Below are 24,327 nucleotides of genomic sequence, written 5' to 3' on the forward strand. Positions count from 1 at the left end.
TTTTCTTTCTGTAATGGCGGTAAAAGACGCTGAATATATATGCTTCTGAAGGAGTTGAGCGTGATGGGCACACTTCAGGAGAAAGTAAGACGTTATCAAAAGAAAACCATTGCAGAGTTAAAAGACAGGCAAAATGCTGACGGTTCGTGGACATTTTGCTTTGAAGGACCAATCATGACAAATTCCTTTTTTATTTTGCTCCTCACCTCACTAGATGAAGGCGAGAATGAAAAAGAACTAATATCAGCGCTTGCAGCAGGCATTCGCGAAAAACAGCAGCCCGACGGCACATTCATCAATTATCCCGATGAAACGAGCGGAAATATAACGGCTACCGTCCAAGGATATGTCGGGATGCTGGCTTCAGGATGTTTTCACAGATCTGATCCGCACATGAGAAAAGCTGAACAATTTATCATCTCACATGGCGGTTTGAGACATGTTCATTTCATGACAAAATGGATGCTTGCTGTGAACGGGCTGTATCCTTGGCCTGTTTTGTATTTACCATTATCACTCATGGCGCTCCCCCCAACGTTACCGGTTCATTTCTATCAATTCAGCGCATATGCCCGAATTCATTTTGCTCCTATGGCTGTAACACTCAATCAGCGATTTGTTCTTAATAACCGCAATATTCCATCTCTTCGCCATCTCGATCCGCACATGACAAATAACCCTTTCACTTGGCTTCGATCTGATGCTTTTGAAGAAAGAGATCTCACGTCTATTTGGTCACATTGGAAGCGCATTTTTCATGCACCCTTTGCTTTTCAGCAGCTAGGCTTACAGACGGCTAAAACATATATGCTGGACCGGCTTGAAAAAGACGGAACATTATACAGCTATGCGAGCGCAACCATATTTATGGTTTACAGCCTTCTGTCGCTTGGTGTGTCACGCTACTCTCCTGTTATCAGGAGGGCGATTAACGGCATCAAATCACTGATGACAAAGTGCAACGGGATTCCTTATCTGGAAAACTCTACTTCAACTGTTTGGGATACAGCTCTGATCAGCTATGCCCTTCAAAAAAACGGCGTGACCGAAACAGACGGCTCTATTACAAAAGCAGCTGCCTATTTGCTAGAACGCCAGCATACCAAAATAGCAGATTGGTCTGTTAAAAACCCGAGTGCAGCACCCGGCGGCTGGGGATTTTCAAACATCAATACAAATAACCCTGACTGTGACGACACTGCAGCCGTATTAAAAGCGATTCCCCGCAGTTATTCTCCTTCAGCTTGGGAGCGAGGGGTGTCTTGGCTTTTATCGATGCAAAACAATGACGGCGGATTTTCTGCTTTTGAAAAAAATGTGAACCATCCTCTGATCCGCCTTCTCCCGCTTGAATCCGCCGAGGACGCGGCAGTTGACCCTTCAACCGCCGACCTCACCGGACGTGTGCTGCACTTTTTAGGCGAGAAAGCTGGTTTCACTGTGAAACATCAACATATTCAGCGCGCTGTGGGCTGGCTTCTCGAACATCAAGAACAGAATGGGTCATGGTACGGGAGATGGGGTGTTTGCTACATATACGGCACATGGGCTGCTCTTACGGGTATGCATGCCTGCGGGGTTGACCGAAAGCACCCTGCTATACAAAAGGCCTTGCGCTGGCTCAAATCGATACAGCATGATGACGGCAGTTGGGGAGAATCCTGTAAAAGCGCTGAAGTCAAAACGTACGTCCCGCTTCATAAAGGAACCATTGTACAAACGGCCTGGGCTTTAGACGCTTTGCTCACATACGAAAATTCCGAACACCCATCTGTTGTGAAAGGTATGCAATACCTTACTGACAGCAGTTCTCATGGCGCCGATAGCTTGGCCTATCCAGCAGGAATCGGATTGCCAAACCAATTTTATATTCTTTATCACAGTTATCCATATGTATTCTCTTTGCTGGCTGTCGGAAAGTATTTGAATTTTATTGAAAAGGAGACAGCAAATGAAACGTGAATCTTATCAAACGGAGATGTTCAATTGGTGTGAAGCCTTGAAGGATCAGATTCAAAAGCGAGGACAGCTTGAACAGTTTGAAGATCAATTTGACAAAATGATTGAAGCACTGGAAGATGACCAAACAACTGAAGAAGATTGGTATAAGCAGGCCGCTGCCCTTTATCGGGATATTACAGAATCAGAGGATACAAGTGAAAGACGCGCTTACGTCCCTATAGGAAAACATGTGCTGCCAAAGCTTCCGTACAAATATTCCGCCTTAGAACCTTATATATCACGCGACATTATGGTCCTTCATCATACGAAGCATCACCAAAGCTATGTTGACGGTCTAAACAAAGCAGAAACAGAGCTAAAAAAAGCGAGAGCGTCAAAGAATTATGATTTGATCACTCATTGGGAAAGAGAGCTTGCATTCCATGGAGCAGGGCATTATTTACACACTATTTTCTGGTTTTCGATGCATCCAAACGGAAAAAGGCGTCCTACAGGGGCATTGTTCCAAATGATCGATATTTCATTTGGAAGCTACTCGGCTTTTAAAGAACATTTTACTCAGGCCGCTAAAAAAGTGGAAGGTGTCGGCTGGGCCATTCTGGTCTGGGCTCCCCGATCAGGACGGCTGGAGATTTTAACGGCAGAAAAGCACCAGCTCTTCAGCCAATGGGACGTGATCCCTCTTTTACCGCTTGACGTATGGGAACATGCCTACTATTTGCAATATAAAAATGACCGGGCAAGCTATGTCGATCATTGGTGGAATGTCGTGGATTGGCGCGAGGCAGAAAAACGTTTCGAGCAGGCAAAAGAAGTCGTTTGGAAACTCTATTAAAAAAAGCCCCCTTTTCCCGGGGGCTACGTGTTTTAAAAAATGCCTATCACATGCAAAAATACGATGATGATGGCAACAGGAGATAGGTAACGAATGAGCAGCAGCCAAACCGCAAACCACTTTCGTTTGAGATTGGAACCGCTTTTCAGCTCGTCAAACAAATCCTGTTTCGGTATTTTTAACGGGACAAAAATAGAAATCAATAACGCGCCTAACGGCATTAAAATATTGCTTACAAGATAGTCGGCCGCATCAAAAATAGACAAGTGAAATAGAGAGACGTCACTTAAGACACCGTAGGATAATGCAGACGGCACACCGACAATAAAAATAGCAATTCCGCCTAACCAAGCGAATCGTTTTCTCTTATTGACATCGCCTTTTGAAAGCACTGCGACCAAAATTTCCAGCATTGAGAAAGCGGATGTCAGTGCCGCAAATAAAAATAGAATTAAAAATGCTAATAAAAAGATAATTCCAAACGGCATTTGATTAAACACAGTCGGCAGCACGTTAAATAACAGGACCGGCCCTTGGTCTGGTTTGAGGCCGAATGAAAATACAGCTGGAAAAATCGCAATTCCTGCCATTACAGCAACAAGCATGTTTAATACAGTTACTGATACAGCGGACTGCACAACGTTTTCCTGTTTCTCTAAATAAGAGCTATACGTTACCATGACTGATACACCGACACTTAATAAGAAAAAGGATTGGCCCATCGCATATAAAATTGTATTGGCGTCAATCGCGGTTAAATCAGGCATCAGGAAAAACTTGAGCCCTTCCATCGCTCCATCAAGTGTAACGGAACGCACCATTAAAATAACAAATAATATAAAAAGCGCCGGCATTAATATTTGGCTTGCTTTTTCAATTCCGCTGCTAACCCCTTTTGCAACAACTAAAATTGTCACCACCATAAAGAGCAGCTGGCCTCCAACAGCCAGGTAAGGATTTGAAATCGTACTTGCAAATATCGTATCAAAACCAGATGTTTGCGATAAACCGCCAGTGAAGCCTTTTGTAATATAAATTAAAATCCACCCGCCGACGACACTGTAAAAAGATAAAAGAATAAAGCACGTCGCCATTCCTAAATAACCGATCCAATGCCACTTCGTTCCCGGAGCAAGTGTTTTATAGGATTGTACGGCATCTTTCTGTGTTTTTCTGCCTATGATGAATTCACCTAACAATAAAGGCAGTCCGATTAAAACCGTAAATAAAATAAAAATAAGTAAAAATGCGCCTCCTCCGCTGGTTCCCGCTACATATGGAAATTTCCATATTGCACCAAGCCCGATAGCTGATCCTGCCGCGGCTAAAATAAAGCCGAGCTTCGAAGACCATTGATTCGCTTCCTTCACCCTATCACTCCTATTATATCTAACCATTATAAAGATTCATTGTAAGAATATCTTCCTATATAGTCAAGAACATTTTAATTAGTTTACATAATGTAATTATTGTTTTCTATTTAAAACCAATCCATCTATTAATATTGAATTATTCAGAAAATTAATTATAATAAGAGAATGCTTTAAAATCTGTGAGAATTTCTGCTGAAGTTCTTGATAAATGTGTAAGGAGTGTTTTTATGGACATCATTAGAAAAATAAGTCATTTCGCGGGACAAACCTTTGGCATATGGGTCATTGTTTTTGCCGTGCTGGGATTTACTTTCCCGTCTTTTTTTACATGGATCAGTTCTTATATTACGATTTTTCTTGGCATTATCATGTTTGGAATGGGTCTTACACTGCAAGCCGATGATTTCAAAGAGCTGATCAGAAAACCTTGGCATGTCATTATCGGGGTAATTGTTCAGTATACTATCATGCCGCTCGTTGCTTTCGGCCTCGCATTTGGGCTGCACCTTCCAGCTGAAATCGCAGTGGGTGTTATTCTTGTCGGCTGCTGTCCTGGCGGCACAGCCTCTAATGTCATGACATTTTTAGCAAAAGGAAATACGGCCCTTTCTGTTGCTGTTACAACAATTTCTACCTTGTTGGCGCCTGTTTTAACACCGATTTTGATTATGCTGTTTGCCAAGGAATGGCTTCCTGTCTCGCCAGGGGCTTTATTTATTTCAATCTTACAGGCTGTTTTATTTCCGATCATTGCAGGCGTGATCGTTAAAATGTTTTTCAGAAAACAAGTGGCAAAAGCCGTACATGCCCTTCCGCTTGTTTCTGTCATTGGCATCGTTGCGATTGTCTCAGCTGTCGTCAGCGGCAATCGGGAAAATCTGCTTCAATCAGGATTCCTCATTTTTTCTATTGTCATCCTGCATAACGGTATCGGTTATTTGCTTGGATTTCTTTGTGCAAAGCTTTTAAAAATGGATTATCCGTCTCAAAAAGCAATTGCAATCGAAGTCGGCATGCAAAATTCAGGACTCGGTGCTGCACTCGCTACGGCTCATTTCTCACCGCTATCTGCCGTACCCAGCGCGATATTCAGTGTATGGCATAACCTTTCGGGTTCCATGCTTGCAACATACTGGTCAAAAAAAGCGAAAAAGAAACAAACAGCAGCCAACAGCAGCAATCTGTCTCTTTAAATACGCATCAAAAAAGGTACATCACTTTATCGTGATGTACCTTTTTTTATTATCCCTCTAATAAAAGCTGTTCAGGATCTTCCAGTAAATTTTTGATTGTCACTAGGAAACCAACCGCTTCTTTACCGTCTACAATCCGGTGATCATAAGATAAAGCGATATACATCATCGGACGGTTTTCAAAACGCTCTTCATCAATTGCTACAGGGCGCAGTTGAATCTTATGCATGCCCAGTATACCGACTTGAGGGCTGTTTAAAATCGGAGTCGACATCAGTGAACCGAAAGTCCCTCCGTTTGTAATAGTGAAGGAACCGCCCTGAAGCTCGCTAAGGGTCAATTTATTGTTTCTTGCTTTTTTCGCAAGTTCGCCGATTTCTTTTTCAATTCCTGCAAATGTCAGACGGTCCGCATCCCGTACAACCGGAACGACAAGGCCTTCATCAGCTGCAACAGCAATCCCGATATCGTAGAACTTCTTAACGATCAGCTCATCGCCTTGAATTTCCGCATTCAGCAGCGGATATTTCTTCAATGCAGCAACGACCGCTTTCGTAAAGAAAGACATAAAGCCGAGCTTCACTTCGTTTTGCTCAAAGAATTGATCTTTGCGGCGTTTTCTAAGGTTCATGACAGCCGTCATGTCTACTTCATTAAATGTAGTCAGCATCGCTGATGTTTGCTGTACCTCTACAAGGCGTTTTGCAATCGTTTGTCTGCGGCGTGACATTTTTTGCACTTCGACAGGTTTGTCGAAGCTTTGCTGTGTTTTTTGAGCCTGAGGCTGCTGTTGTTTCTGAAGAGCCGGTTTTGACGCTGGTTTTTCGTACGCTTCGACATCCTGCTTGCGCACTCTTCCTAACGGGTCTCCCGTCGGAACCTGAGACAGGTCAATTCCTTTCTCTCTTGCCAGCTTACGGGCTGAAGGAGAAGCGATCGTTCTTGATTTTGCTTCGGCTTGCGCTTCCTCGCTAACCTCTTTTGCAGCTGGTTCAGCCTGCTTCTCTTCTTTCTCGCTATCTTTGCTTTCAGCTTTCTCTGAAGGTGCAGGGGCAGAACTTTCACCCGCGCCTTCTGAAATCGTACCGATAATTTCTCCAACTTGGACGGTATCACCCGAATCTTTCAATACCTCTTGAAGTACACCCGATTCTTCTGCTGTCAATTCAACATTTACTTTGTCCGTTTCTAGTTCAAGCAGATATTCACCCTGTTCTACATAATCACCAGGCTGCTTCAACCATTGGGCTATTGTTCCTTCTGAGATTGATTCTGCTAATTCAGGTACCTTAATTTCCGCCATTTTTTCATTTCCCCCTTAGTTTTTGCGAGTCAAGCTATCAGATACAATACGTTCCTGTTCTTTTTTATGAACTGTCGGATCTCCCTCTGCAGGGCTGGATCGTCTTCTTCGTCCAATATATTGAACGCTTACGCCCTGTGGTGCAATCTCTGTCAAATATGGGCTGATATAACTCCAGGCCCCCATGTTCTGCGGCTCTTCCTGTACCCAAACGATTTCTTTCAGGTTCGGAAGTTTTGCAAATAATTCTTTGACTCCTTTTGCCGGGAATGGATACAGCTGTTCAATTCTCGCAATGTGAAGCCACTCTTTACCGTCTTCTAGCTTATTGAAATCGTCGCTGATGTCTATGGACACTTTACCGCTGGATAATACAAGTCTGGTTACTTTTTCATAGTCATGAGAAAGTCCGGACTGTTCGTATACAGGCTGGAAGCGGCTTTCGCTGAGCTCCTGCACTTCCGAAACCGTATTCGGATTACGAAGAAGGCTTTTCGGCGTCATAATGACGAGCGGCCTGATTTCTTCACGAAGCAGCATTTTGGCCTGTCTTCTTAAAATATGAAAATATTGTGCAGCGCTTGTCAGGTTGGCAACCGTCCAGTTGTTTTCCGCGGCAAGCTGCAGGAACCGCTCGATTCTTCCGCTTGAGTGCTCGGGCCCCTGTCCCTCGTAACCGTGCGGAAGAAGCATGACTAATCCGGATTTTTGGCCCCATTTGGCGCGTCCGGCAGAAATGAATTGGTCAAAATACACTTGAGCAGCGTTGGCAAAATCTCCGTACTGCGCCTCCCACATGACAAGCGTTTCCGGTGAATGCACGTTATAGCCGTATTCAAAGCCGAGAACCGATCCTTCAGACAGCGGGCTGTTATGAACAGCAAAAGATGTGTCACAGTCAGATAAGTGATGCAGCGGCACAAATTCTTCGCCCGTCTCACTGTCATGAAGCACAAGGTTTCTTTGGGCAAACGTTCCGCGCTCGGAATCCTGTCCAGTTAAACGAATCGGTGTTCCGTCTTTCAAAATAGAAGCAAACGCAAGTGATTCAGCCAAAGACCATTCCACTTTTCTATCGTCATCGAATGCCTTGGCGCGTCTTTCTAAAATACGCTTAAGCTTGCCGAAAACGTTAAATGACTCCGGCCAGTTGATTAATTCGCCATTCAGCTTACGGAGCACATCAAAATCAATGGATGTGTCCACATCAGGGAAACCGTTTGAAACAGGCTCTGGAAGTTCAATTTCACAGGCGGTATGTTCCTTTTTAGCCGGCACTTTCTGATAAGCATCCTCAATGCGCTTCGTTACCGATTTTTCGATGTTTTGAACAACTTCTTCGGTAAGCACGCCTTCATTTACAAGCTTTTCAGCGAAAATTTGTTTGACGGTCGGATGCTTTCTGACAGCCTCATACAGCATCGGCTGAGTAGTAGACGGCTCATCCATTTCGTTATGTCCGTAGCGTCTGTACCCGATCAAGTCAATCAGAAAGTCCTTGTTAAATGTTTTTCTGTATTCGACCGCAAACTTAACAGCTGAAAGACAGGCTTCAGGATCATCCGCATTTACGTGAACAATCGGAATTTCATAGCCCTTCGCCAGGTCACTGGCATAGTTTGTCGATCTTGATTCAGCGCTTTCTGTTGTAAATCCGATCATGTTATTGGCGATAATATGAATCGCACCGCCTACTTGATACCCTTTTAAAGAACTTAAATTCAATGTTTCAGCGACGATTCCTTCCCCAGGGAATGCAGCGTCTCCATGAATTAAAATGGCAAGCGATTTTGTTTCATCCTGCACCGGGTATCCGCTTTGTGTTCTCGTTTCCTGTGCCGCTCTCGTGCTGCCTTCAACAATCGGATTGATAAATTCCAAGTGGCTCGGGTTGTTTGCTAACGTAATGCGCGCTGATTTTGTTTCAGCGTCTTGAAGCTCCCGATTCGCCCCCAGATGGTATTTGACATCCCCTGTCCATCCGTAGCTGATTCCGATTGATCCCTCAGACGGGACAAGATCTTTGTTCGGCGCATGCTGGAATTCGGAGAAAATAATTTCATACGGTTTGCCGAGCACGTGTGCCAAGACATTCAGGCGCCCCCTGTGTGCCATCCCGATGTTGACACTCGTCGTGCCAGATTTGACAGATTGTGCAATAATGTCATCAAGCACTGGAACAAGTGCGTCCAGCCCCTCGATGGAAAAGCGCTTCTGTCCAACGAATGTGCGGTGCAAAAACTGCTCGAAGCCCTCTACTTCTGTCAGTCTTTCCAGAACAGCCGACAGCTTTTCAGATGAGTTCTTCTGGAACAGCTCGCCGGATTCAATCATCTTTGTCAGCCACTCGCGCTCTTTGAAGTCATGCACATGGTCAAATTCAAATGAGATGGTTCTTTTATACGTATTTCGTAAATACTGAATGGCTTCTAAACCGTTCGTAATGTTTTTAGGAGCGTCTTTGCAAATCACTGACGCAGGTATTGCTTTTATTTCTTCTTCAGTTAGCCCGTAATCGGATAGTGGAAAGAGTTCGCTCTTTTTCCCATCCTTTCTGAGCGGATTGACGGAAGCGTTTAAATGGCCATAGGTTCGGATATCTTCTGCAAGTCTGACTGCGGATGCGATCTTTTGTATCAGATCGGCTGTAACACGTCCCTTTTCTTTTGTTCCCGAGGCCTCTTTTATATCGCTTGGCGGAGCACCGAGCTCGTCGAACATTTCCTTTAGATCCGGATCAATGCTGTTCGGATCCTGGGTATACTGATCGTAAAGCTCCAGCGCATAGCCGAGGTTCGGACCGTAAAAATCTTCCCAATTCATTCGTTGTTTCATACTATTTTGAAACATTTGAATATTACCCCCAACTTAGATAATCAAGTGAATGATTCACTATCTTAAAATAACTTTCGAACGCTGTGTCCAAAATTATGTAATAAAAACGCTTCCAACGATATTTTACCACTGTTTGCAATTTGATTCTACCTTGATTGTTCACAAAATAGTAAAAAACCTTTATAAAAAACAAAAAATTTAATCATTTGAAAAAAGAAACGCCAAAAAGCATAGGATAAAGGACTATCCTATGCTTTTATGGAGCAGTTTTTTCAGCAGCGGATACAGAACATCCGGGAGCTGATCAACATCCGGGACAAATATACTGAATTTTCCGTACATATCCTGAATGGTCTTCATTTGCGATTCTTCTATTTCTGAGTTGGAGAGAAAAACATTTATCACTTCTATTCCTCTCTTTCGGGCTTCAATAACCGCTTCACTTGTATCAACAATCCCGTTTTGTTCATAGCCAAACGCGGCCGGCTCTCCATCTGAAAAAACGATCAAGAACTTTTGTGCTTCGCTGCGCTGCAGCATTTTTTTCGTCATCTGCCGGATCGCATAGCCGTCACGGTTATCTTCCTCAGGCTCAAGCTGCATAATTGCCGGTCCAGCCTCTTGTCTTAATGATGATTGGAAGGGAATAACCGTATTGAAATAGTTTGGCTGGCTTGTTTCGGTCGCATCGTTTGTGTCCTCCCAAAAGCCGACAATCTGATGCGGAACCGCTACCGATTTCAACGCTTCGTGAAACAGCACGATTCCCCGCTTTGTTTCATCCATTTTGTCGAACATGCTGGCAGAACAATCGACCAGCAATGTAAAAACCGCGTCAATTTCTGATGATGGTTCTTGTTTTTTGTAGAAAAGACGCGGATTTCGCTCAGTGAAGTAACGAAGAAGCTTATTGTTCAGCCGTCCGGCATGAAGGTCTGTTCTAGGCAATGTTTTTTTATGCTCCAGCGTTTTTTGAATCATTTGTTTTAAACGCTTTTGATACGATTCAATCGTTTTTGCCTGCTGTTTATAAGAAAGCACTTCTTCACTCGTTGCCGGCTGCGGTTCTTTATAAATCGGAAATGCGTATTTATTTTCTTTGCCGTCAGCCATACCCGCACCGTTCGGCTGGTCTTTTTGGGACTCCATCGCTTCCAGCTTGGAATAGTCTTTCCGTTTTGTTTGTCTGGCTGATCCTTGGACAGAGCCAAGGGCTTGATCTCCATCGTCGCCTTCCCTTGAAGCGTCTTTTCCTAAATCTGATTTTGCTCCGTGTTCAATATCAAATTGAAGGAAGCTTTTAGACGGTGCTTCTGTTTCCCTGTGCCATGTCGGCATTTCTTCTTCATGGATATCCTCATCACCGTCTGATTTTTTTGGAAGCGTGATGTCATCACTCAGCTTCGGCGCTTTTTTCTCTTCTTCAAATAACGGTTGTTCTGCAGCTTTTGCGTAGTCAAGCTCAGGCAAAAAGAAGTAGGTGTTCAACATGTCTTTATCAAGCACCTCTTCAAGTCCGTCCATAAGGTCTTCAACAATTTTAAGAACCTGCCGTGTCGAATCTGCTTCATACACGCGCAGGAGCTGCTGCTCAATAAACGGGCGCATCAGATCGATATCTTCACGCATAGACGGAAGGGTCTCGAGCGGCGATTCCGTTGTTAGCTTGACATAGATCGCGCAAAAGAGGGCATCCGTAAAAATGCTTCGCTCTAAATTTAAAGTCAGCTGGGTGGAGAAATGTTTTCTGTACATGTCTTTTCGCTTCGCAAATACATGTTTCGTACCGGGGCGCTCGTGTTTGATACATTCCTCAATCCTGATGTCCTCAAGCAGCATAAACAGCTGCTTGGCAAAGCTTTTGAACGTAAGATGCTGATGGATATCATTCAAAAAGTTTGCAAACTCGTGCAGCGAGCTATATCTCGTTCCGACCGAACGCAGGTAGACGTCGCTTTTCAGACCCGCTTCCATGTCCTCCGCTGCCCTGTCTTTCCAAAAGTGGCTCATATAGATTTTCTTTTCAAATGGATTGTAATAGGACTGAACGCCATATTCCACTTCTACCGCTTCACTCTTGGTGAGTGTTTTGGCCAAATCAGTGAGCATCATAAATAAAAACGAATCTATTGTGCTGTCGTTAAATTTGATAAATTTCATCGCAGCTCCCTCATTCAAACAGAGTTTCTGCGATATTTCGAACGGCCGCCTTTTCCCGGTCATCATCAAGCTTCTCTACAATTCCCCGCTCAATGGCACGACGCGGCGGAATATAAGCGGCTAAATCACATGTATCAATTAACGCTCTAATGGATGCCGCTTCTTCAGACACCTGTCCGTTATTGGCCTGAACGATCAGGTCAGAGGAAAGCGTGATAAACCGGTCAATCAATTTCTCATCTTGCAGGGCTGACTGAGACATGAGAACTTGTTTCAGCAGCTCGCCTTTAATATAAGGCACATCAATGATGACAAAACGGTTTTTCAATGCTTCATTCAGCGGAACAGTACCGACATAGCCTTCATTGATGGCTGCAATGACTCCGAAGCCTTCTTTAGCCCGAATGACCTCGCCTGTAAACGGATTTGTCATCATTTTTCTGTAATCTAATACGCCGTTTAAAATGGGCAGTGTTTCCGGCTTTGCCATATTGATTTCATCTATATAAAGAAAATGGCCTTCTTTCATGGCTTTTGTGACAGGCCCTGAAACAAACTCGATCGTCGCCTGGCCAGATTGATTTTCAATCGTTTTGTAGCCGACCAAGGCTTCTGCGTCCAAGTCAACTGAACAGTTGACACTGTGCATCGGTTTATGAAAATAGCTGGACAATGTTTCTGCCAGCTTTGTTTTTCCTGAGCCTGTAGGCCCTTTCAGCAGGACATTTTTTCCCATGGCTAATGCGATAATGGCGTCGAATAAAATCGCTTCATCGTCCGCCTCATAGCCTGATGTCCCGATGAGCGACTGAAACTCTGGGGAAATCGGCTGATCTTTATATGATAATAGCTTTTGTTGTATATCTTCCGGCAATGTTAAGTGCTGTAATTGAGTTGTCATAGACAGGTTCCCTTTCCTATTCGTATTCCATTAACGAGTATACTAAAAAAGCCCCTGTATGCTCAATACAAAAGGGCTTGGATGATATTACTGCTTCTCGTTATTGCCGGAAAGGGCTCCGCAGACGATACGCGCACCTGAATTGCCGCTTGGATTTGTCAAATAATCGTCGGCATGCTCATGAATAATAAACGCACTTCCGTCCTGGTCGAGAATATTTAGTTTACTTCCTTTTTTCAGTGAGGTGTCCGGCGCATTCATAATGACATCTACTTTTCCATCAGCACCGACTTCAAGGTTCGGCAGATCTCCGGCATGATGTCCCATCGGATTATTGAAGCCGTGTTCTTTGTTCAGCGGATTAAAGTGGCCTCCCGCTGATTCAAAATCCGGCCTGACACATGAACCTTTCTCATGGATATGAAAACCGAGAGAAGCGCCGGGGCGCAGGCTGTTTGCGGAAATATGAATGTCGAGTCCTTCGTCTTCTGATTCTTTGATTTCTATAAAACCGACTGCTTTGCCTTCACGATTAACCAGCTGGACATGATGACCAAACGCTGACGTTTCAATCACTTCTTTTTCCGGTACCCGCTTAGGAGGGTCATGAGGTTTTTTTTGTCCGCATCCCGCAACTCCCAGTGCCGTCACCATCATCAACAGCAAGAGACGGTACATACTGTCTCCCCCTTGTTTTTTCTAACAGTGTGGTCAATCATTTTCTGATATAAACAAAAAAGCCTATAAAAAGGCTTTTTGTCATACTCATTTTTAAAAATAGCTTCTTGCGCCCAAGTAGCGCTGTTTCCAATATGAATTGCTGAGATTGGAAATGTCGACGCCTGATGAGCTTGCATGAATAAAGTCTCCGCCGCCTAGATAAATCCCCATGTGAGACGGGCCAGATTTATATGTGGTAAAGAAGACAAAGTCTCCGACTGACGGCTGGCTGACTTTTTGCATGACATTCCAATATCCTGCCGTACTCAATCTCGATATCGATGATACATTATTAATGAGGTAATAAATGAAGCCGCTGCAATCAAAACCTGCAGGCGTGTTTCCACCCCAGCGGTATGGCACCCCGACATATTTTTTCGCTTCTGTTATCATTCTGTCAATCTTCGAACCTATTTGAATGTTTGATCCTGAGTTGTCTTTTGGCTTTGTTTGATTTGAATTGTTAGACTTTGTTGTTCCCGAGATGGTCAGAACCTGTCCAATTTGCAAGACATCAGATGACAAATTGTTTTTATCGCGGATACTTTGCACAGTGACTCCGAGCTGATTCGCGATTTTCCACAGCGAATCGCCTGCTTTTACCCTATATGTAGTTGTTTTTGAGGAATTGGAGTTTGACGGCTTCTTGGAACCGCTGTTTCCGCTCTTAGGTGAACTGTTCCCTTTTATTTTGAGTACCTGCTTAGGGTAAAGGGTATCTGATGTTAAGCCATTTAAGGTTTTCAATTCAGCTACAGTCATATTTAAGCTGTTTGCGATTTTCCACAGTGAGTCACCAAGCTTAACCGTATATGTACTTTTCGAAGAGCCTGAAGAATTGGAACCGCTGTTTTTCTTCGATCCGTTTGAGCCGCTTGAACTGCTTGTCCCTTTGATCTTAAGCTTTTGCCCGGGACGAATCAGGTCGCTGGTCAGGCTGTTTAAGCTTTTAAGCTCAGAAACACTCATTTTATGATTTTTAGCAATCATCCATAGCGAATCACCATATGCAACTGTGTATGTTGATGTTTTGCTTGAGCTTGATGAGGATGTCGTGTTTTTTTTGCTGCTTTCAGGAATTTTAAGGCTTTGTCCGACATAAAGCACTGTTGATTTCAATTTGTTTTCGGATTTCAAAGCTGATATTGTCGTATCATATTGACGGGAAAGCTTCCAAAGAGAGTCACCGCTTTTTACTTTTATCGTTTTTGCTTCCACGGGGGCTGCGGCCATCGATGACCCGACAACTGCGGAAACAGCCAAGCCGGCTACAATCTTTTTTTTCATTCATTCAACCTCCTAAACTGTTTATAGCACAAAAACAGTTAGTATTTTGTTTCCAAAAATGGCACACATCAGTTTTATCGTCACTTTTTCAGCAAGTTACATCCTTTTCAAACATTTGGCTGCGATTTCAGCATCTTTCGACCTTTAAATCTTCAAATAAACACCTAACATTTTACATAAGCTGCATATGTTTTTCGAAAGTCTAAGGAACTAATTAAGCGGGGGTAAAAATGATGGTTTTCTATTGATGAATGGAGCAGATTTTCCTCCTTTCTTGTCTGTTTTTCTAATCAATTCTCTATCGATGTGTCAAATCCCTTCCTCTGCTTTCTTACGAAAATGCCAAAATGCCTGTTCTTTTGATAAGAACAGGCATTTATATTATGCGTTGGCTGATTGAGTTTTGAGTTTCACAACTTCTAGAATGCTGTCGGCCGCTTTTTTAGAGCCGCCTGCCGCTTTCAATGATTGTCCAATGTCTTTCGCCTTTTTAGCATACACAGGATTGTTCATCACTTCTTGAATCGTTTCTTTCAGAAGGCTTTCAGATAATTGTTCTTTTTTCAGCACTTTTCCTGCGCCTATTTTTTCCACTTGATTTCCTACAGCAAATTGGTCAGCTCCCATCGGAATGACTACCAGCGGGGTTTCAAAATACAAACCTTCACTTGTGCTGTTCATTCCCCCGTGTGTTACAAATAAACTGGCTCTTTTCAGGATCTCAAGCTGAGGGACATACGGGCGTACAATGAAATTCTCCGGAATGTCGTTTAACTCATTTGCTTTAATATGTTTGCCTATGGAAAGCACAACTTTACCATCAAAGTCTTTACATACCTCGAGACATTGATTAAAAAACTGTTTTTGATTGTTAAAAATGGTCCCCATTGAAATAAACAGCACGTTTTCATTGTCAATCTGATCAAATGGGAAATCATTGTTCCCGGCTCTTTCTGTAATGGAAGGGCCGACAAATACATATCGATCGCCGAATTGCTCAGCCATTGGCTGAAATTCCCTTGATGTGAAGACAATTGTCAAGTCCCCATCTGAAGAAAAAACGTCAAAAGGCTTCTTGATCTCTGTTTGAAAATCAGCATTTAATGTTTCTACAAGCTGCTGGTATGATTCATAATGAGGCGATTCTTCAATTGACCCTTTCATGTAAGAACCCATCATTTCCTTTAGAAATTCCTCATTCATTGCAAAGGTAGTACACAATGAAAATCTCGGCAGCTTCAGCAAGTTGGCAATGATTTTACCGGCCAGTAAATGGTGATCATATATGACATAATCATACGATTCATGTTTGACTTCATCATATATATGAGTCGCAATATCCTTACAGCCTTTCAAAAAGGCGCAGATCATTTCTGTGAAATCTCTTTCTTCATCTCCTGTTGCGTTTTTTCCGAAGTAGTCTTCTCGAAAATCATGATACTCACGAAACCCAATATCAAGAGCTGCAATTTTTTCTTTGTATTCCTTCACTGCGTAGTAAGTAATATGTTCTCCCCGTGATTTCAGCTCCTTCATTACACCGATAGACGGATTAATATGCCCTTCACCGGGAAAACCGATCATTAATACATTAGCCATGCGGCAGCACCCTTCCTTTAAAATTTATGTAATATTTTATACGGTACTACAAATACAAAATCAGGTAAAGTATTTAACTTAATTAATATTAACGTAATGTAACTTTTCTACCGGTTTATATTTCCTGCTTTCAAGACAAAAAGCATTCAGCTTAAAGTGAATGCTTTAAAAAAGACCCGAATTCAGTCATTTTGTCTCATGATAGGATTCCTAATCAGGCCCTTTTATTTATTTTTACGTTCTTGGCGAAATTAACGGATATAATACACCATCTTTGGCAAACGACATCTTCCCTGTCTCCTCTGAAACAACGAGCACAAGCGCATCCGTATACCCCGACATACCAAGAGCCGCGCGATGCCTTGTTCCCAAATGGACATCCACTTCCTTTGTTGTCAGCGGGAGGACATTGGCTGCTGAGACAAGTTTATTTTCCCTCACCAATAAAGCGCCGTCATGTAGAGGATTTCCGGGGAAAAAGATGCTTTCAATTAATGATGCGCTGATCTCCGCATGCAGGGAGGTTCCTTTTTGAATAAAATGCTCAACAGGGTCCGCTCTTTCAATCACAATTAAAGCACCATGCTTATGCTCCGATAGGGCTTTAATCGCCTTGGCCAGTTCGATAAATGCCGGTGTAAATTGCTCAATGTATGTTTGCAAATAAAAGGATGATGCGATGCCCTGCATGTCCTGAAAAATGTGGCCCAATTCATCTAATTCACAAAGAAGGCACTGGTCTTTTTCGTGTAGCGTTTTCAAGATTAGCGACGCATCACCTAATATTTGCTCTAAATACACTTGTATTTTTCCCTTAAATGCATTTTCTGATATCTGTTCATAACGCATAGACCTCATCTCCTTTTCAAATTTCCAACTTTTCACGCATGCTAATCTTATTGATGCACATTCTATTGGTAAAGGAGGGATGTAAAGAATGGAAATCGAAAGAATCATTCAGTATGTTTGCACCTTTTTAGGCGTGATTTCGCTTTCTTTTATTTATGCCCAAATGTTTAGAAAAACGAAACCGACAAAAAAAGAATAGGTCCGGCGTTCATTGCTTTTTATACATAAAATGTTATAATTTCTCTCGTTATGAAAAAGAAACGGAGATCAATGTATGAAAGAAACTCGAAACGCCCGTCAAAAGATCAAACAGCTTTTGCACATTTTAATTCCGATATTAATTACCCAGGCGGGGCTTTCTCTTATGACCTTTTTAGATACGGTGATGTCAGGGAAAGTCAGCCCCGCTGATTTAGCTGGTGTCGCTATTGGCTCAAGCCTTTGGACACCTGTTTATACAGGACTTGCAGGTATATTAATGGCAGTCACCCCGATTGTCGCCCAGTTTTTAGGCGCTGAAAAAAAACAGCAAATTCCCTTTACTGTTTTACAAGCTGTATACGTGGCCGCGCTTCTTAGCATCGCCGTTTTAGCGATTGGATATGCTGTAGTTGACCTTATTCTTGGCCGATTAAATCTTGAAACTCATGTCCATCAGATTGCCAAACACTTTTTAGGCTTTTTATCGCTCGGAATTTTCCCTTTATTTGTTTACACTGTTTTGAGATCATTCATTGATTCATTAGGGAAAACGAGAGTCACAATGATGATTACACTCAGTTCTCTTCCGATCAATTTTGTATTGAATTACGTATTCATTTTCGGGAAATTCGGAATGCCGGCACTTGGCGGCGTCGGCGCCGGGCTAGCGTCCGCGCTTACATATTGGTGTATCTGCATCATCAGTTTTTTCATTATTCATAAATCCGCACCGTTTTCCGAATACGGGATTTTCCTTACAATGTATAAATTCTCTTGGAAAGCATGCAAAAATATGCTCAAAATCGGGCTGCCTATTGGGTTCGCCGTGTTTTTTGAAACGAGCATTTTCGCAGCTGTCACGCTTCTGATGAGCCATTTTAATACAGTGACTATCGCGTCCCACCAGGCAGCCATGAACTTTGCTTCACTTTTATATATGCTGCCGCTCAGCGTGTCCATGGCATTAACAATTGTTGTCGGTTTTGAAGCCGGTGCAGCCCGTTTTAAGGATGCGCGCTCATATAGCTTGATCGGCATCATGATGGCGATCGGTTTTTCTTTGTTGACAGCAGCCTGTATCCTTTTATTCAGAGAGCAAATTGCCGGCATGTACACTTCTGACCCCGATGTGCTCCTGCTGACACAGCACTTTTTAATTTATGCCCTGTTTTTTCAGCTTTCTGATGCTGTTGCAGCACCGATCCAGGGAGCGCTCCGAGGGTACAAAGATGTGAACTATACGCTTGCGGCCGCATTTGTCTCTTATTGGGTCATTGGCCTTCCGGTCGGTTATGCGGTCGGTACGTTTACAAGCCTCGGCGCGTTTGGCTATTGGATCGGATTAATTACAGGACTCGCCGCAGGAGCAGTTGGACTGTTTTTCAGGCTGGCTAAACTGCAAAAACGTTATTCGCAAAAACAATACATTTAAAAGAGGTGATCAATCATGGCAAAAAATAAGAAATTATACGAATATCTTTCTCAGCATGCGGAGACGATCAGTTCAACATGGTACGAAACAATCGAGGAGACTGATCCGAATTCCATTTATGCATCAACAGACACTGCTGTCATTCACAATTTAAAGAGCCAGAATCTCGCCTTCAACTATAAGATAAACCGTATTTTTATAGATGATGAGGAGGTATACCTGCCTATACTGAAAGAATGGGCTTTTGAAGTGACACAGGATCAAGAGCATTTAAAGACTCCTATCCACTATATTATCCGGGAGTTTGTTAGAGTGAGAGATTTATATGTTTCCTATTTGAAAGAATTTGTCCATCACAATCAGGACACTGTGAAAGGCGAAGAAGCCGAAGATTTGTATCACTCCCTTATAAAAGCGTTCGATCTTGTGATTCATATTTTTATAGAAGAAATGTACAAAAACACAAGCCTTCAGCTTCAGGCTCAAAAAGATATGATTACTGAATTAAGCGCACCGGTTATTGTGCTGTTTCACAGCGTCGGACTGTTGCCTTTAATCGGAGATATTGATACAGTACGCGCCAAACTTATTATGGAAAACACCCTGCATCAATGTGCGGAGAAAAAGGTGACACAGCTGTATATTGATTTGTCAGGAGTAGCTGTTATTGATACAATGGTTGCCCACCAGCTGTTCAGTCTGATTGAAGCGCTCCGTTTAATCGGCGTTTCATCCACATTGTCGGGAATCCGCCCGGAAATCGCGCAAACCGCGGTTCAGCTAGGCTTGTCTTTCGAAGATATTTCCTTGAGATCCACCCTCGCTTCGGCGATTGCATCTGACTTAAAATTAAAAAAGGTATAAGGCTTAAGGCCTTATACCTTTTTGATTAATCATTCCATTGATACGTCCAATATACTTCTTCTTCAAACCATGTTGCCATAACAGGTTCATTGTTTTTCAATTTTTCTTCAAGCTCTCTGAGCATGCCTTCTGTTTGAGTGCGGTGAGCTCTTAACGCATTCATCTTAATATCAGCTACTTCTTTGATATCAAGTACGACATCAGCTTCGCCAAGAACCTCTTCTCTGTTGCGTGTAATAGCCATGCAGAGCGTGCGCGGACGGTCTTCTTTCTTTTTGCGGTACAATGCACGAATAACCGCTTCCCCGCATGCATCATGGTCGGGGTGCACACCGTGTCCAGGATAAAATGTGACAATTAAACTTGGTTTTACATCATCTATGATCTCTTCCATGATATCAGCTAAATACTCATCGTCTTCAAATTCGAGCGTTTTGTCACGGAGCCCCAGCATCCGAAGATCATTGATATCCATTTCTTTGCAAGCGTTAATGAGCTCTTGTTTTCTTAGCAGCGGCAATGTTTCCCGATTTGCGAAAAATGGATCGCCCATATTTCTGCCCATTTCACCTAAAGTGGCACAGGCGTACGTAACGGGTATGTCTTTTTTTCTGTTTAAGGCGATCAGGCCTGCCACTCCGTATGATTCGTCATCAGGGTGAGGCAGGATTACAAGTACGTGTTCTTTCATTATTTTTCACCCTTTTCTTTAAACTGTGAACGGTTTTTCACTGATTTGTAGAGAAATAGCCAGTTTACCGCCCGGCAGGTGTCCCGCCATTAATAAACGGTTATCTTCATCTATCGTGTATTCAGTCAAGCCTTCAGCATAAATCCAGCCTTCTTCTGTTTTTAAGCCAACACGGTAAGGTCCGCTTCCTTTGATTTTTGCCTGATGATAGGTGACTTTTGCATTGCGGATATATGCAACAACCGTCATGTTTTTTTCATTTAAGTGCGCTGAATAAGAACCGGTTGTGGTTTCCAAATGGATATATACAGGGCGGTCCGCATATCGTTCTAAAGATGCTTGCACATCTTCCTTTATGATTGCTTTCATGATTGCTCCCCTCTTTCTTCTTTTAAATGCTCTGCACGTTCTGTATGTAATTTGACCAGCTGATATTTCACAGCCGGTTCGAGCTGTGAATTCACAATGCGCTGAATCGCGGCAAAATATTTTTCCAGCATCGGTTTCCGGAGTCTCGGATGTGTTCGTTTATCCAAGAGCTCAAGATCAATCGCCTCTGCTACCGCTTCTGCGTCATCACTAGTGAGAGATCTGTTGTTCCAAAGTGAAGCGTAGGCTTTCACTATCTCTTTATCATTGTCCATCGTCTTGCTCCTTTATGTCTTACATACATGAAATGATTATACATAATATATGCTTCAGCTGAAAAGCCAAAGGCCTCAATGGCTTTTTGACGCCCGTTTCCACTTTACTTGTGAAAACGTAAACAACAGCAGCGCAGCCCATATACAGCTGAATGTAAAAGCCTTCGAGCTTGAAAATGGCTCATGGTAAACAAACAGCCCGATCAGCAAGGTAATGGTCGGTGCAATATATTGCAAGATTCCGACTTGATACAGCGGCAGCCGTTTCGCCCCTTCCGCAAACAATAATAGCGGCAAAGCAGTAAACACACCAGCAAAAAAGAGAAGCATCCACGTGCCCCCGCTTTCTGCACCAGCTGGCTGAACATGGCCGCTTAGCAGCAAATACCCCAATGCAATCGGCATAATCATGAATGTTTCCAGCGTTAAACCGATGGCGCTCGGCAGACTTGTTCTTTTTTTGCTTAACCCGTACAGACCGAAGCTGAATGCGAGCAGAAGCGCAACATACGGAATGGAGCCGTACTGGAACGCTGAGATGATGACGCCGGCCGCAGCAATCGAAACCGCCACCAGTTGCAGGCGATTCAGTTTTTCCTTTAAAAATAAAATTCCAAGGAGCACTGACACAAGCGGGTTAATGTAATAGCCAAGACTAGCCTCAAGCAAAAACCCATGGTTGACAGCCCATATGTATACAAACCAGTTAATCGAAATCAGGATAGAAGCGAGAAATAAAGAAAGGATGCCTCCGTTTTTTTTCAAAGAGCGCAGCTCCTGCCACCCTGTTTTCCATTGCCGCAAGAAAAAAAGCACGATACACATAAAAACAAAAGACCATATAATACGGTGAGCCAAAATATCAAGAGCTGGCAGCTGTTCGAGAAGCTTCCAATAGAGCGGAAACAGCCCCCACATGATAAAGGAAACGGCTGTATAAAGAACGCCTTTTTTTGTTTCTGAATATTGCATGTAAATCCCTGCCTTTCTTTAGAGCATCTTATATTATATCACGTGAAAGATCTGCCGGGCATATACTATTTTGTCCATGAAGAAAGGGTGTGACGACGATGTTTGAATGGAACAAGTACTTTCCTTTCCACAATCAATTTTCCAAGGAAGCATTAAAAAAAGCAGATCCAAAAGAAGTTGAAACATATGTAAATCGTGTGATGGAAAGTGTGTTCGGCAGTGATTATGCAGCTCAATTTCCTTTCCGCGATCCCCTCCCAAAAAAAGAACAGCCCGCCAAACCGGATGCCAAACCTGATATTGATATATTCGAAACAGCAGACCATGTGTTTGTAAAGGTGCCAATCAGCGAAGGCCTACTGGAACAGGTGAGAATCAAACACACATCTCACGAATTATTGTTAGAAAACTTTCCTAGTTCAGAGCATCCAAAAAAAGTAAACCTTCCTTGTTTAGTCAAACGCAAAGGAACAAAAGCCGTCTATAAGGATGGCCTTCTGGAAGTCATGTTTCAGAAGCAGCAAGACTACAATATGTCCGAGGTAGAAATCATCCGATAAAAAACGGCCTGCACCGATGCAGGCCGTTTTTATTAATAGAAGCCGGGGTAACCCCCGTATGGCGCGCCGGCACCAAAACCGTACGGTGCGCCTCCGTATCCGTAAGGACCAGGCGGATAAGCATAGGGACGAGGATAGTTAAACAGCGCACTCCCGAGAAAACCACCTAATAAACCACCAACTAAAGGAGCTCCAAACAAGAAAGGATTACGCGCCGGGTATCCGACTGGATCTGGGTTCCCGCGATAATACGAATGGTGAGGGTACATGATTTTTCCTCCTTTATGACTGCCTATACATAAGGTATTCAACAAGGAAGAAAAACGATTGGGCTATGAACTGAATCTATGGGTGTTACATCACAAGCCCTGCCAATAACACACAGCCGAGCCCGGTTACTGAGAGAACTGTTGTAAGCAGCGTCCAAGTTTGAAATGTTTCTTTCATGCTCAAGCCGAAAAATTCCTTTACCATCCAAAATCCTGCATCATTTACATGACAAGCGATGACACTTCCCGCTCCGGTTGCCAGTACCATTAATGCCGGGTTTACACTGCCCGCCTGCATAAGCGGAGCTGCCATTCCCGCAGTGGTAAGCGCAGCCACGGTAGCAGAGCCCAAACACAGGCGCAGAACCGCAGCAATGATCCATGCAACGAGCAGCGGCGACATATTTGTTTGACTGAAAAGATCAGCAACATAATCACCGACCCCGCCGTCAATCAGCACCTGTTTAAACGCCCCTCCCCCACCTATGATGAGCAGCATCATCGCGATTTGTGAAATTGATTCCGATAATGATTTGCTGATCTCCTTCATAGATATTTTACGCGCATATCCCATCGTATAGAGCGCAAGTATAAGCGAAATAAGCATTGCCGTTCCCGGTGTACCGATAAATTCTATGATATCTTTTTCTTTTGAATGTTCTTTCAATAATAAAGAAAAAACAGTCGCAATCGCCATAAAGATAACCGGAAATAAAGAAGTGGCAACACTGATTAAAAAGCCTGGTGTTTCATCCAGCTGAAATTCTTTCCGCGGCCCTAATGCTGATAAGTTTCCGCGTTTTTGATACGCACCGGGAAATCGCTTCATCGCAAATTTATTGAATAAAGGCCCGGCGATGACAGTCGTCGGAACAGCGATGATGATTCCCAAAAGCAGCACCTGGCCAATATGGGCGCCGTATGCAACTGAGATGGCAGTTGGCGCAGGGTGCGGAGGCAAAAATCCGTGGGTAACATTTAAGGCGGCTGCCATCGGGATTCCCAGATAGAGAAAAGGCATTTTTAATTCTTTTGCAATTGCATACACAATCGGAATCAACAGTACAAGACCGACTTCAAAAAACAAGGCAATGCCGATGATAAACGAGGCAATAACCACCGCCGCCTGTATTCGTTTCCTCCCGAATTTGTCAATCAGCGTAATGGCAATCCGATAGCCGCCCCCAGCGTCTGAGACAAGCCTCCCGAGCATCGCGCCAAGTCCAAACACTAAAGCTAAATGCCCCAGCTGCCCGCCGATTCCCGCTTCAATTGAAAGAACAATTTTATTGATATCCATCCCAAGTCCGATGGCTACTAAAAAAGAAACAACAATAAGTGAGACAAAGGTATTTCATTTTACTTTAATAATGAGAAATAACAGAATCAGCACTCCGACAGCAACAATTAAAATCGGCATGGTACCCCTCCACCAAATGTGTTTTAAAATGAATATCATGACAATGTTTCGGCACTTTAAAAAGAAAACGCTTTCGCCAACAACTAAAAAAACGTCTTGGTTATATAATTGTCATCTTTTGGTTAACTAGTATATTCATACTAATCTCCTAATCTAGGACTGTCAATTGTTTTATGAGTTTTTCTCGATTACCTATCGCCTGTCTAAATATTTTTAGTTATATGTTGATTAACTTTTGGTTATGTGTTATGTTTTTT

20 protein-coding genes and 1 pseudogene are annotated in these 24,327 nt (G+C 43.1%); 6 read left to right on the top strand and 15 right to left on the bottom strand.

What is annotated here, in order from left to right:
* The first annotated feature begins 63 nt into the window (after nt 1-63).
* Together GYO_RS32700 and GYO_RS32705 are read left to right on the top strand one after the other, a co-directional pair.
* Nucleotides 64-1,962 carry a terpene cyclase/mutase family protein gene (locus tag GYO_RS32700; RefSeq protein ID WP_014114084.1) on the top strand — a complete coding sequence of 633 codons (1,899 nt, stop codon included), beginning with the start codon at nt 64-66 and terminating at the stop codon, nt 1,960-1,962.
* Nucleotides 1,952-2,797 carry a superoxide dismutase gene (locus GYO_RS32705; RefSeq protein ID WP_014114085.1) on the top strand — a complete coding sequence of 282 codons (846 nt, stop codon included), beginning with the start codon at nt 1,952-1,954 and terminating at the stop codon, nt 2,795-2,797. Before GYO_RS32700 ends, GYO_RS32705 begins: the two co-directional genes overlap by 11 nt.
* A gap of 32 nt (nt 2,798-2,829) precedes the next feature.
* On the opposite strand, the gene GYO_RS32710 is transcribed toward GYO_RS32705, so the two are convergent.
* Nucleotides 2,830-4,167 (bottom strand): sodium-dependent transporter, encoded by a 1,338-nt coding sequence (locus tag GYO_RS32710; protein ID WP_014114086.1) that lies wholly within the window; start codon nt 4,165-4,167, stop codon nt 2,830-2,832.
* A gap of 230 nt (nt 4,168-4,397) precedes the next feature.
* On the opposite strand from GYO_RS32710, the gene GYO_RS32715 reads away from it, so the two are divergent.
* Nucleotides 4,398-5,363, top strand: coding sequence for a bile acid:sodium symporter family transporter (locus tag GYO_RS32715; RefSeq protein ID WP_014114087.1), 966 nt, complete (start codon nt 4,398-4,400; stop codon nt 5,361-5,363).
* A 49-nt stretch (nt 5,364-5,412) separates the two neighbouring features.
* On the opposite strand, the gene odhB is transcribed toward GYO_RS32715, so the two are convergent.
* The 8 genes from odhB to cdaS form a co-directional block, all read right to left on the bottom strand.
* The gene (gene odhB, locus GYO_RS32720) at nt 5,413-6,666 is read right to left on the bottom strand and encodes a 2-oxoglutarate dehydrogenase complex dihydrolipoyllysine-residue succinyltransferase (protein ID WP_014114088.1); all 1,254 of its coding nucleotides are present in this window, start codon (nt 6,664-6,666) and stop codon (nt 5,413-5,415) included.
* Nucleotides 6,667-6,681: 15 nt separating this feature from the next.
* A complete protein-coding gene (gene sucA, locus GYO_RS32725; RefSeq protein ID WP_014114089.1) occupies nt 6,682-9,516 on the bottom strand; it encodes a 2-oxoglutarate dehydrogenase E1 component in 2,835 nt (944 codons plus the stop codon).
* Between the two features lie 228 nt (nt 9,517-9,744).
* On the bottom strand, nt 9,745-11,661 hold the full coding sequence (locus tag GYO_RS32730; RefSeq protein WP_014114090.1) for a vWA domain-containing protein: 1,917 nt from the start codon (nt 11,659-11,661) through the stop codon (nt 9,745-9,747).
* Nucleotides 11,662-11,671: 10 nt separating this feature from the next.
* Complete coding sequence (locus GYO_RS32735) at nt 11,672-12,562, bottom strand: AAA family ATPase (protein ID WP_003220117.1); 891 nt, start codon at nt 12,560-12,562, stop codon at nt 11,672-11,674.
* An 87-nt stretch (nt 12,563-12,649) separates the two neighbouring features.
* A complete protein-coding gene (locus GYO_RS32740) occupies nt 12,650-13,240 on the bottom strand; it encodes a superoxide dismutase family protein (protein WP_014114091.1) in 591 nt (196 codons plus the stop codon).
* Between the two features lie 93 nt (nt 13,241-13,333).
* A complete protein-coding gene (gene cwlS, locus GYO_RS32745) occupies nt 13,334-14,569 on the bottom strand; it encodes a D-gamma-glutamyl-meso-diaminopimelic acid endopeptidase CwlS (RefSeq protein WP_014114092.1) in 1,236 nt (411 codons plus the stop codon).
* 381 nt (nt 14,570-14,950) lie between these two features.
* On the bottom strand, nt 14,951-16,168 hold the full coding sequence (locus GYO_RS32750; RefSeq protein ID WP_014114093.1) for a macrolide family glycosyltransferase: 1,218 nt from the start codon (nt 16,166-16,168) through the stop codon (nt 14,951-14,953).
* 234 nt (nt 16,169-16,402) lie between these two features.
* On the bottom strand, nt 16,403-17,026 hold the full coding sequence (cdaS, locus tag GYO_RS32755) for a cyclic di-AMP synthase CdaS (protein ID WP_072183469.1): 624 nt from the start codon (nt 17,024-17,026) through the stop codon (nt 16,403-16,405).
* A gap of 265 nt (nt 17,027-17,291) precedes the next feature.
* On the opposite strand from cdaS, the gene GYO_RS32760 reads away from it, so the two are divergent.
* Both GYO_RS32760 and rsbRC read left to right on the top strand, forming a co-directional pair.
* Nucleotides 17,292-18,650 (top strand): MATE family efflux transporter, encoded by a 1,359-nt coding sequence (locus GYO_RS32760; protein ID WP_014114094.1) that lies wholly within the window; start codon nt 17,292-17,294, stop codon nt 18,648-18,650.
* A gap of 15 nt (nt 18,651-18,665) precedes the next feature.
* Nucleotides 18,666-19,514 (top strand): RsbT co-antagonist RsbRC, encoded by an 849-nt coding sequence (gene rsbRC, locus GYO_RS32765; RefSeq protein WP_014114095.1) that lies wholly within the window; start codon nt 18,666-18,668, stop codon nt 19,512-19,514.
* A gap of 25 nt (nt 19,515-19,539) precedes the next feature.
* Here the strand turns inward: rsbRC and bshB2 are convergent, their stop codons facing one another.
* The 4 genes from bshB2 to rarD form a co-directional block, all read right to left on the bottom strand.
* Entirely contained in the window at nt 19,540-20,205 is a 666-nt protein-coding gene (bshB2, locus tag GYO_RS32770) for a bacillithiol biosynthesis deacetylase BshB2 (protein WP_003220099.1), read from the bottom strand.
* Between the two features lie 18 nt (nt 20,206-20,223).
* Nucleotides 20,224-20,574: a YojF family protein gene (locus GYO_RS32775; protein ID WP_014114096.1), complete on the bottom strand. Its 351-nt coding sequence runs from the start codon at nt 20,572-20,574 to the stop codon at nt 20,224-20,226.
* Nucleotides 20,571-20,849 (bottom strand): protein YoyC, encoded by a 279-nt coding sequence (gene yoyC, locus GYO_RS32780; protein ID WP_003220095.1) that lies wholly within the window; start codon nt 20,847-20,849, stop codon nt 20,571-20,573. The genes GYO_RS32775 and yoyC overlap by 4 nt, the downstream gene beginning before the upstream one ends.
* Before the next feature lie 75 nt (nt 20,850-20,924).
* Nucleotides 20,925-21,821, bottom strand: coding sequence for an EamA family transporter RarD (gene rarD, locus GYO_RS32785; protein ID WP_014114097.1), 897 nt, complete (start codon nt 21,819-21,821; stop codon nt 20,925-20,927).
* Nucleotides 21,822-21,919: 98 nt separating this feature from the next.
* Here rarD and GYO_RS32790 point away from each other — a divergent pair, with 98 nt between their 5' ends.
* A complete protein-coding gene (locus tag GYO_RS32790; RefSeq protein ID WP_014114098.1) occupies nt 21,920-22,381 on the top strand; it encodes an Hsp20/alpha crystallin family protein in 462 nt (153 codons plus the stop codon).
* Nucleotides 22,382-22,413: 32 nt separating this feature from the next.
* Here GYO_RS32790 and GYO_RS32795 read toward each other — a convergent pair whose 3' ends face one another.
* Both GYO_RS32795 and GYO_RS32800 read right to left on the bottom strand, forming a co-directional pair.
* On the bottom strand, nt 22,414-22,650 hold the full coding sequence (locus GYO_RS32795; RefSeq protein ID WP_014114099.1) for a hypothetical protein: 237 nt from the start codon (nt 22,648-22,650) through the stop codon (nt 22,414-22,416).
* Between the two features lie 85 nt (nt 22,651-22,735).
* Nucleotides 22,736-24,070 (bottom strand): annotated as a pseudogene (locus GYO_RS32800) (gluconate:H+ symporter).
* Between the last annotated feature and the right edge of the window lie 257 nt (nt 24,071-24,327).

The organism is Bacillus spizizenii TU-B-10, assembly GCF_000227465.1.
In the GTDB taxonomy this organism is placed as follows: domain Bacteria; phylum Bacillota; class Bacilli; order Bacillales; family Bacillaceae; genus Bacillus; species Bacillus spizizenii.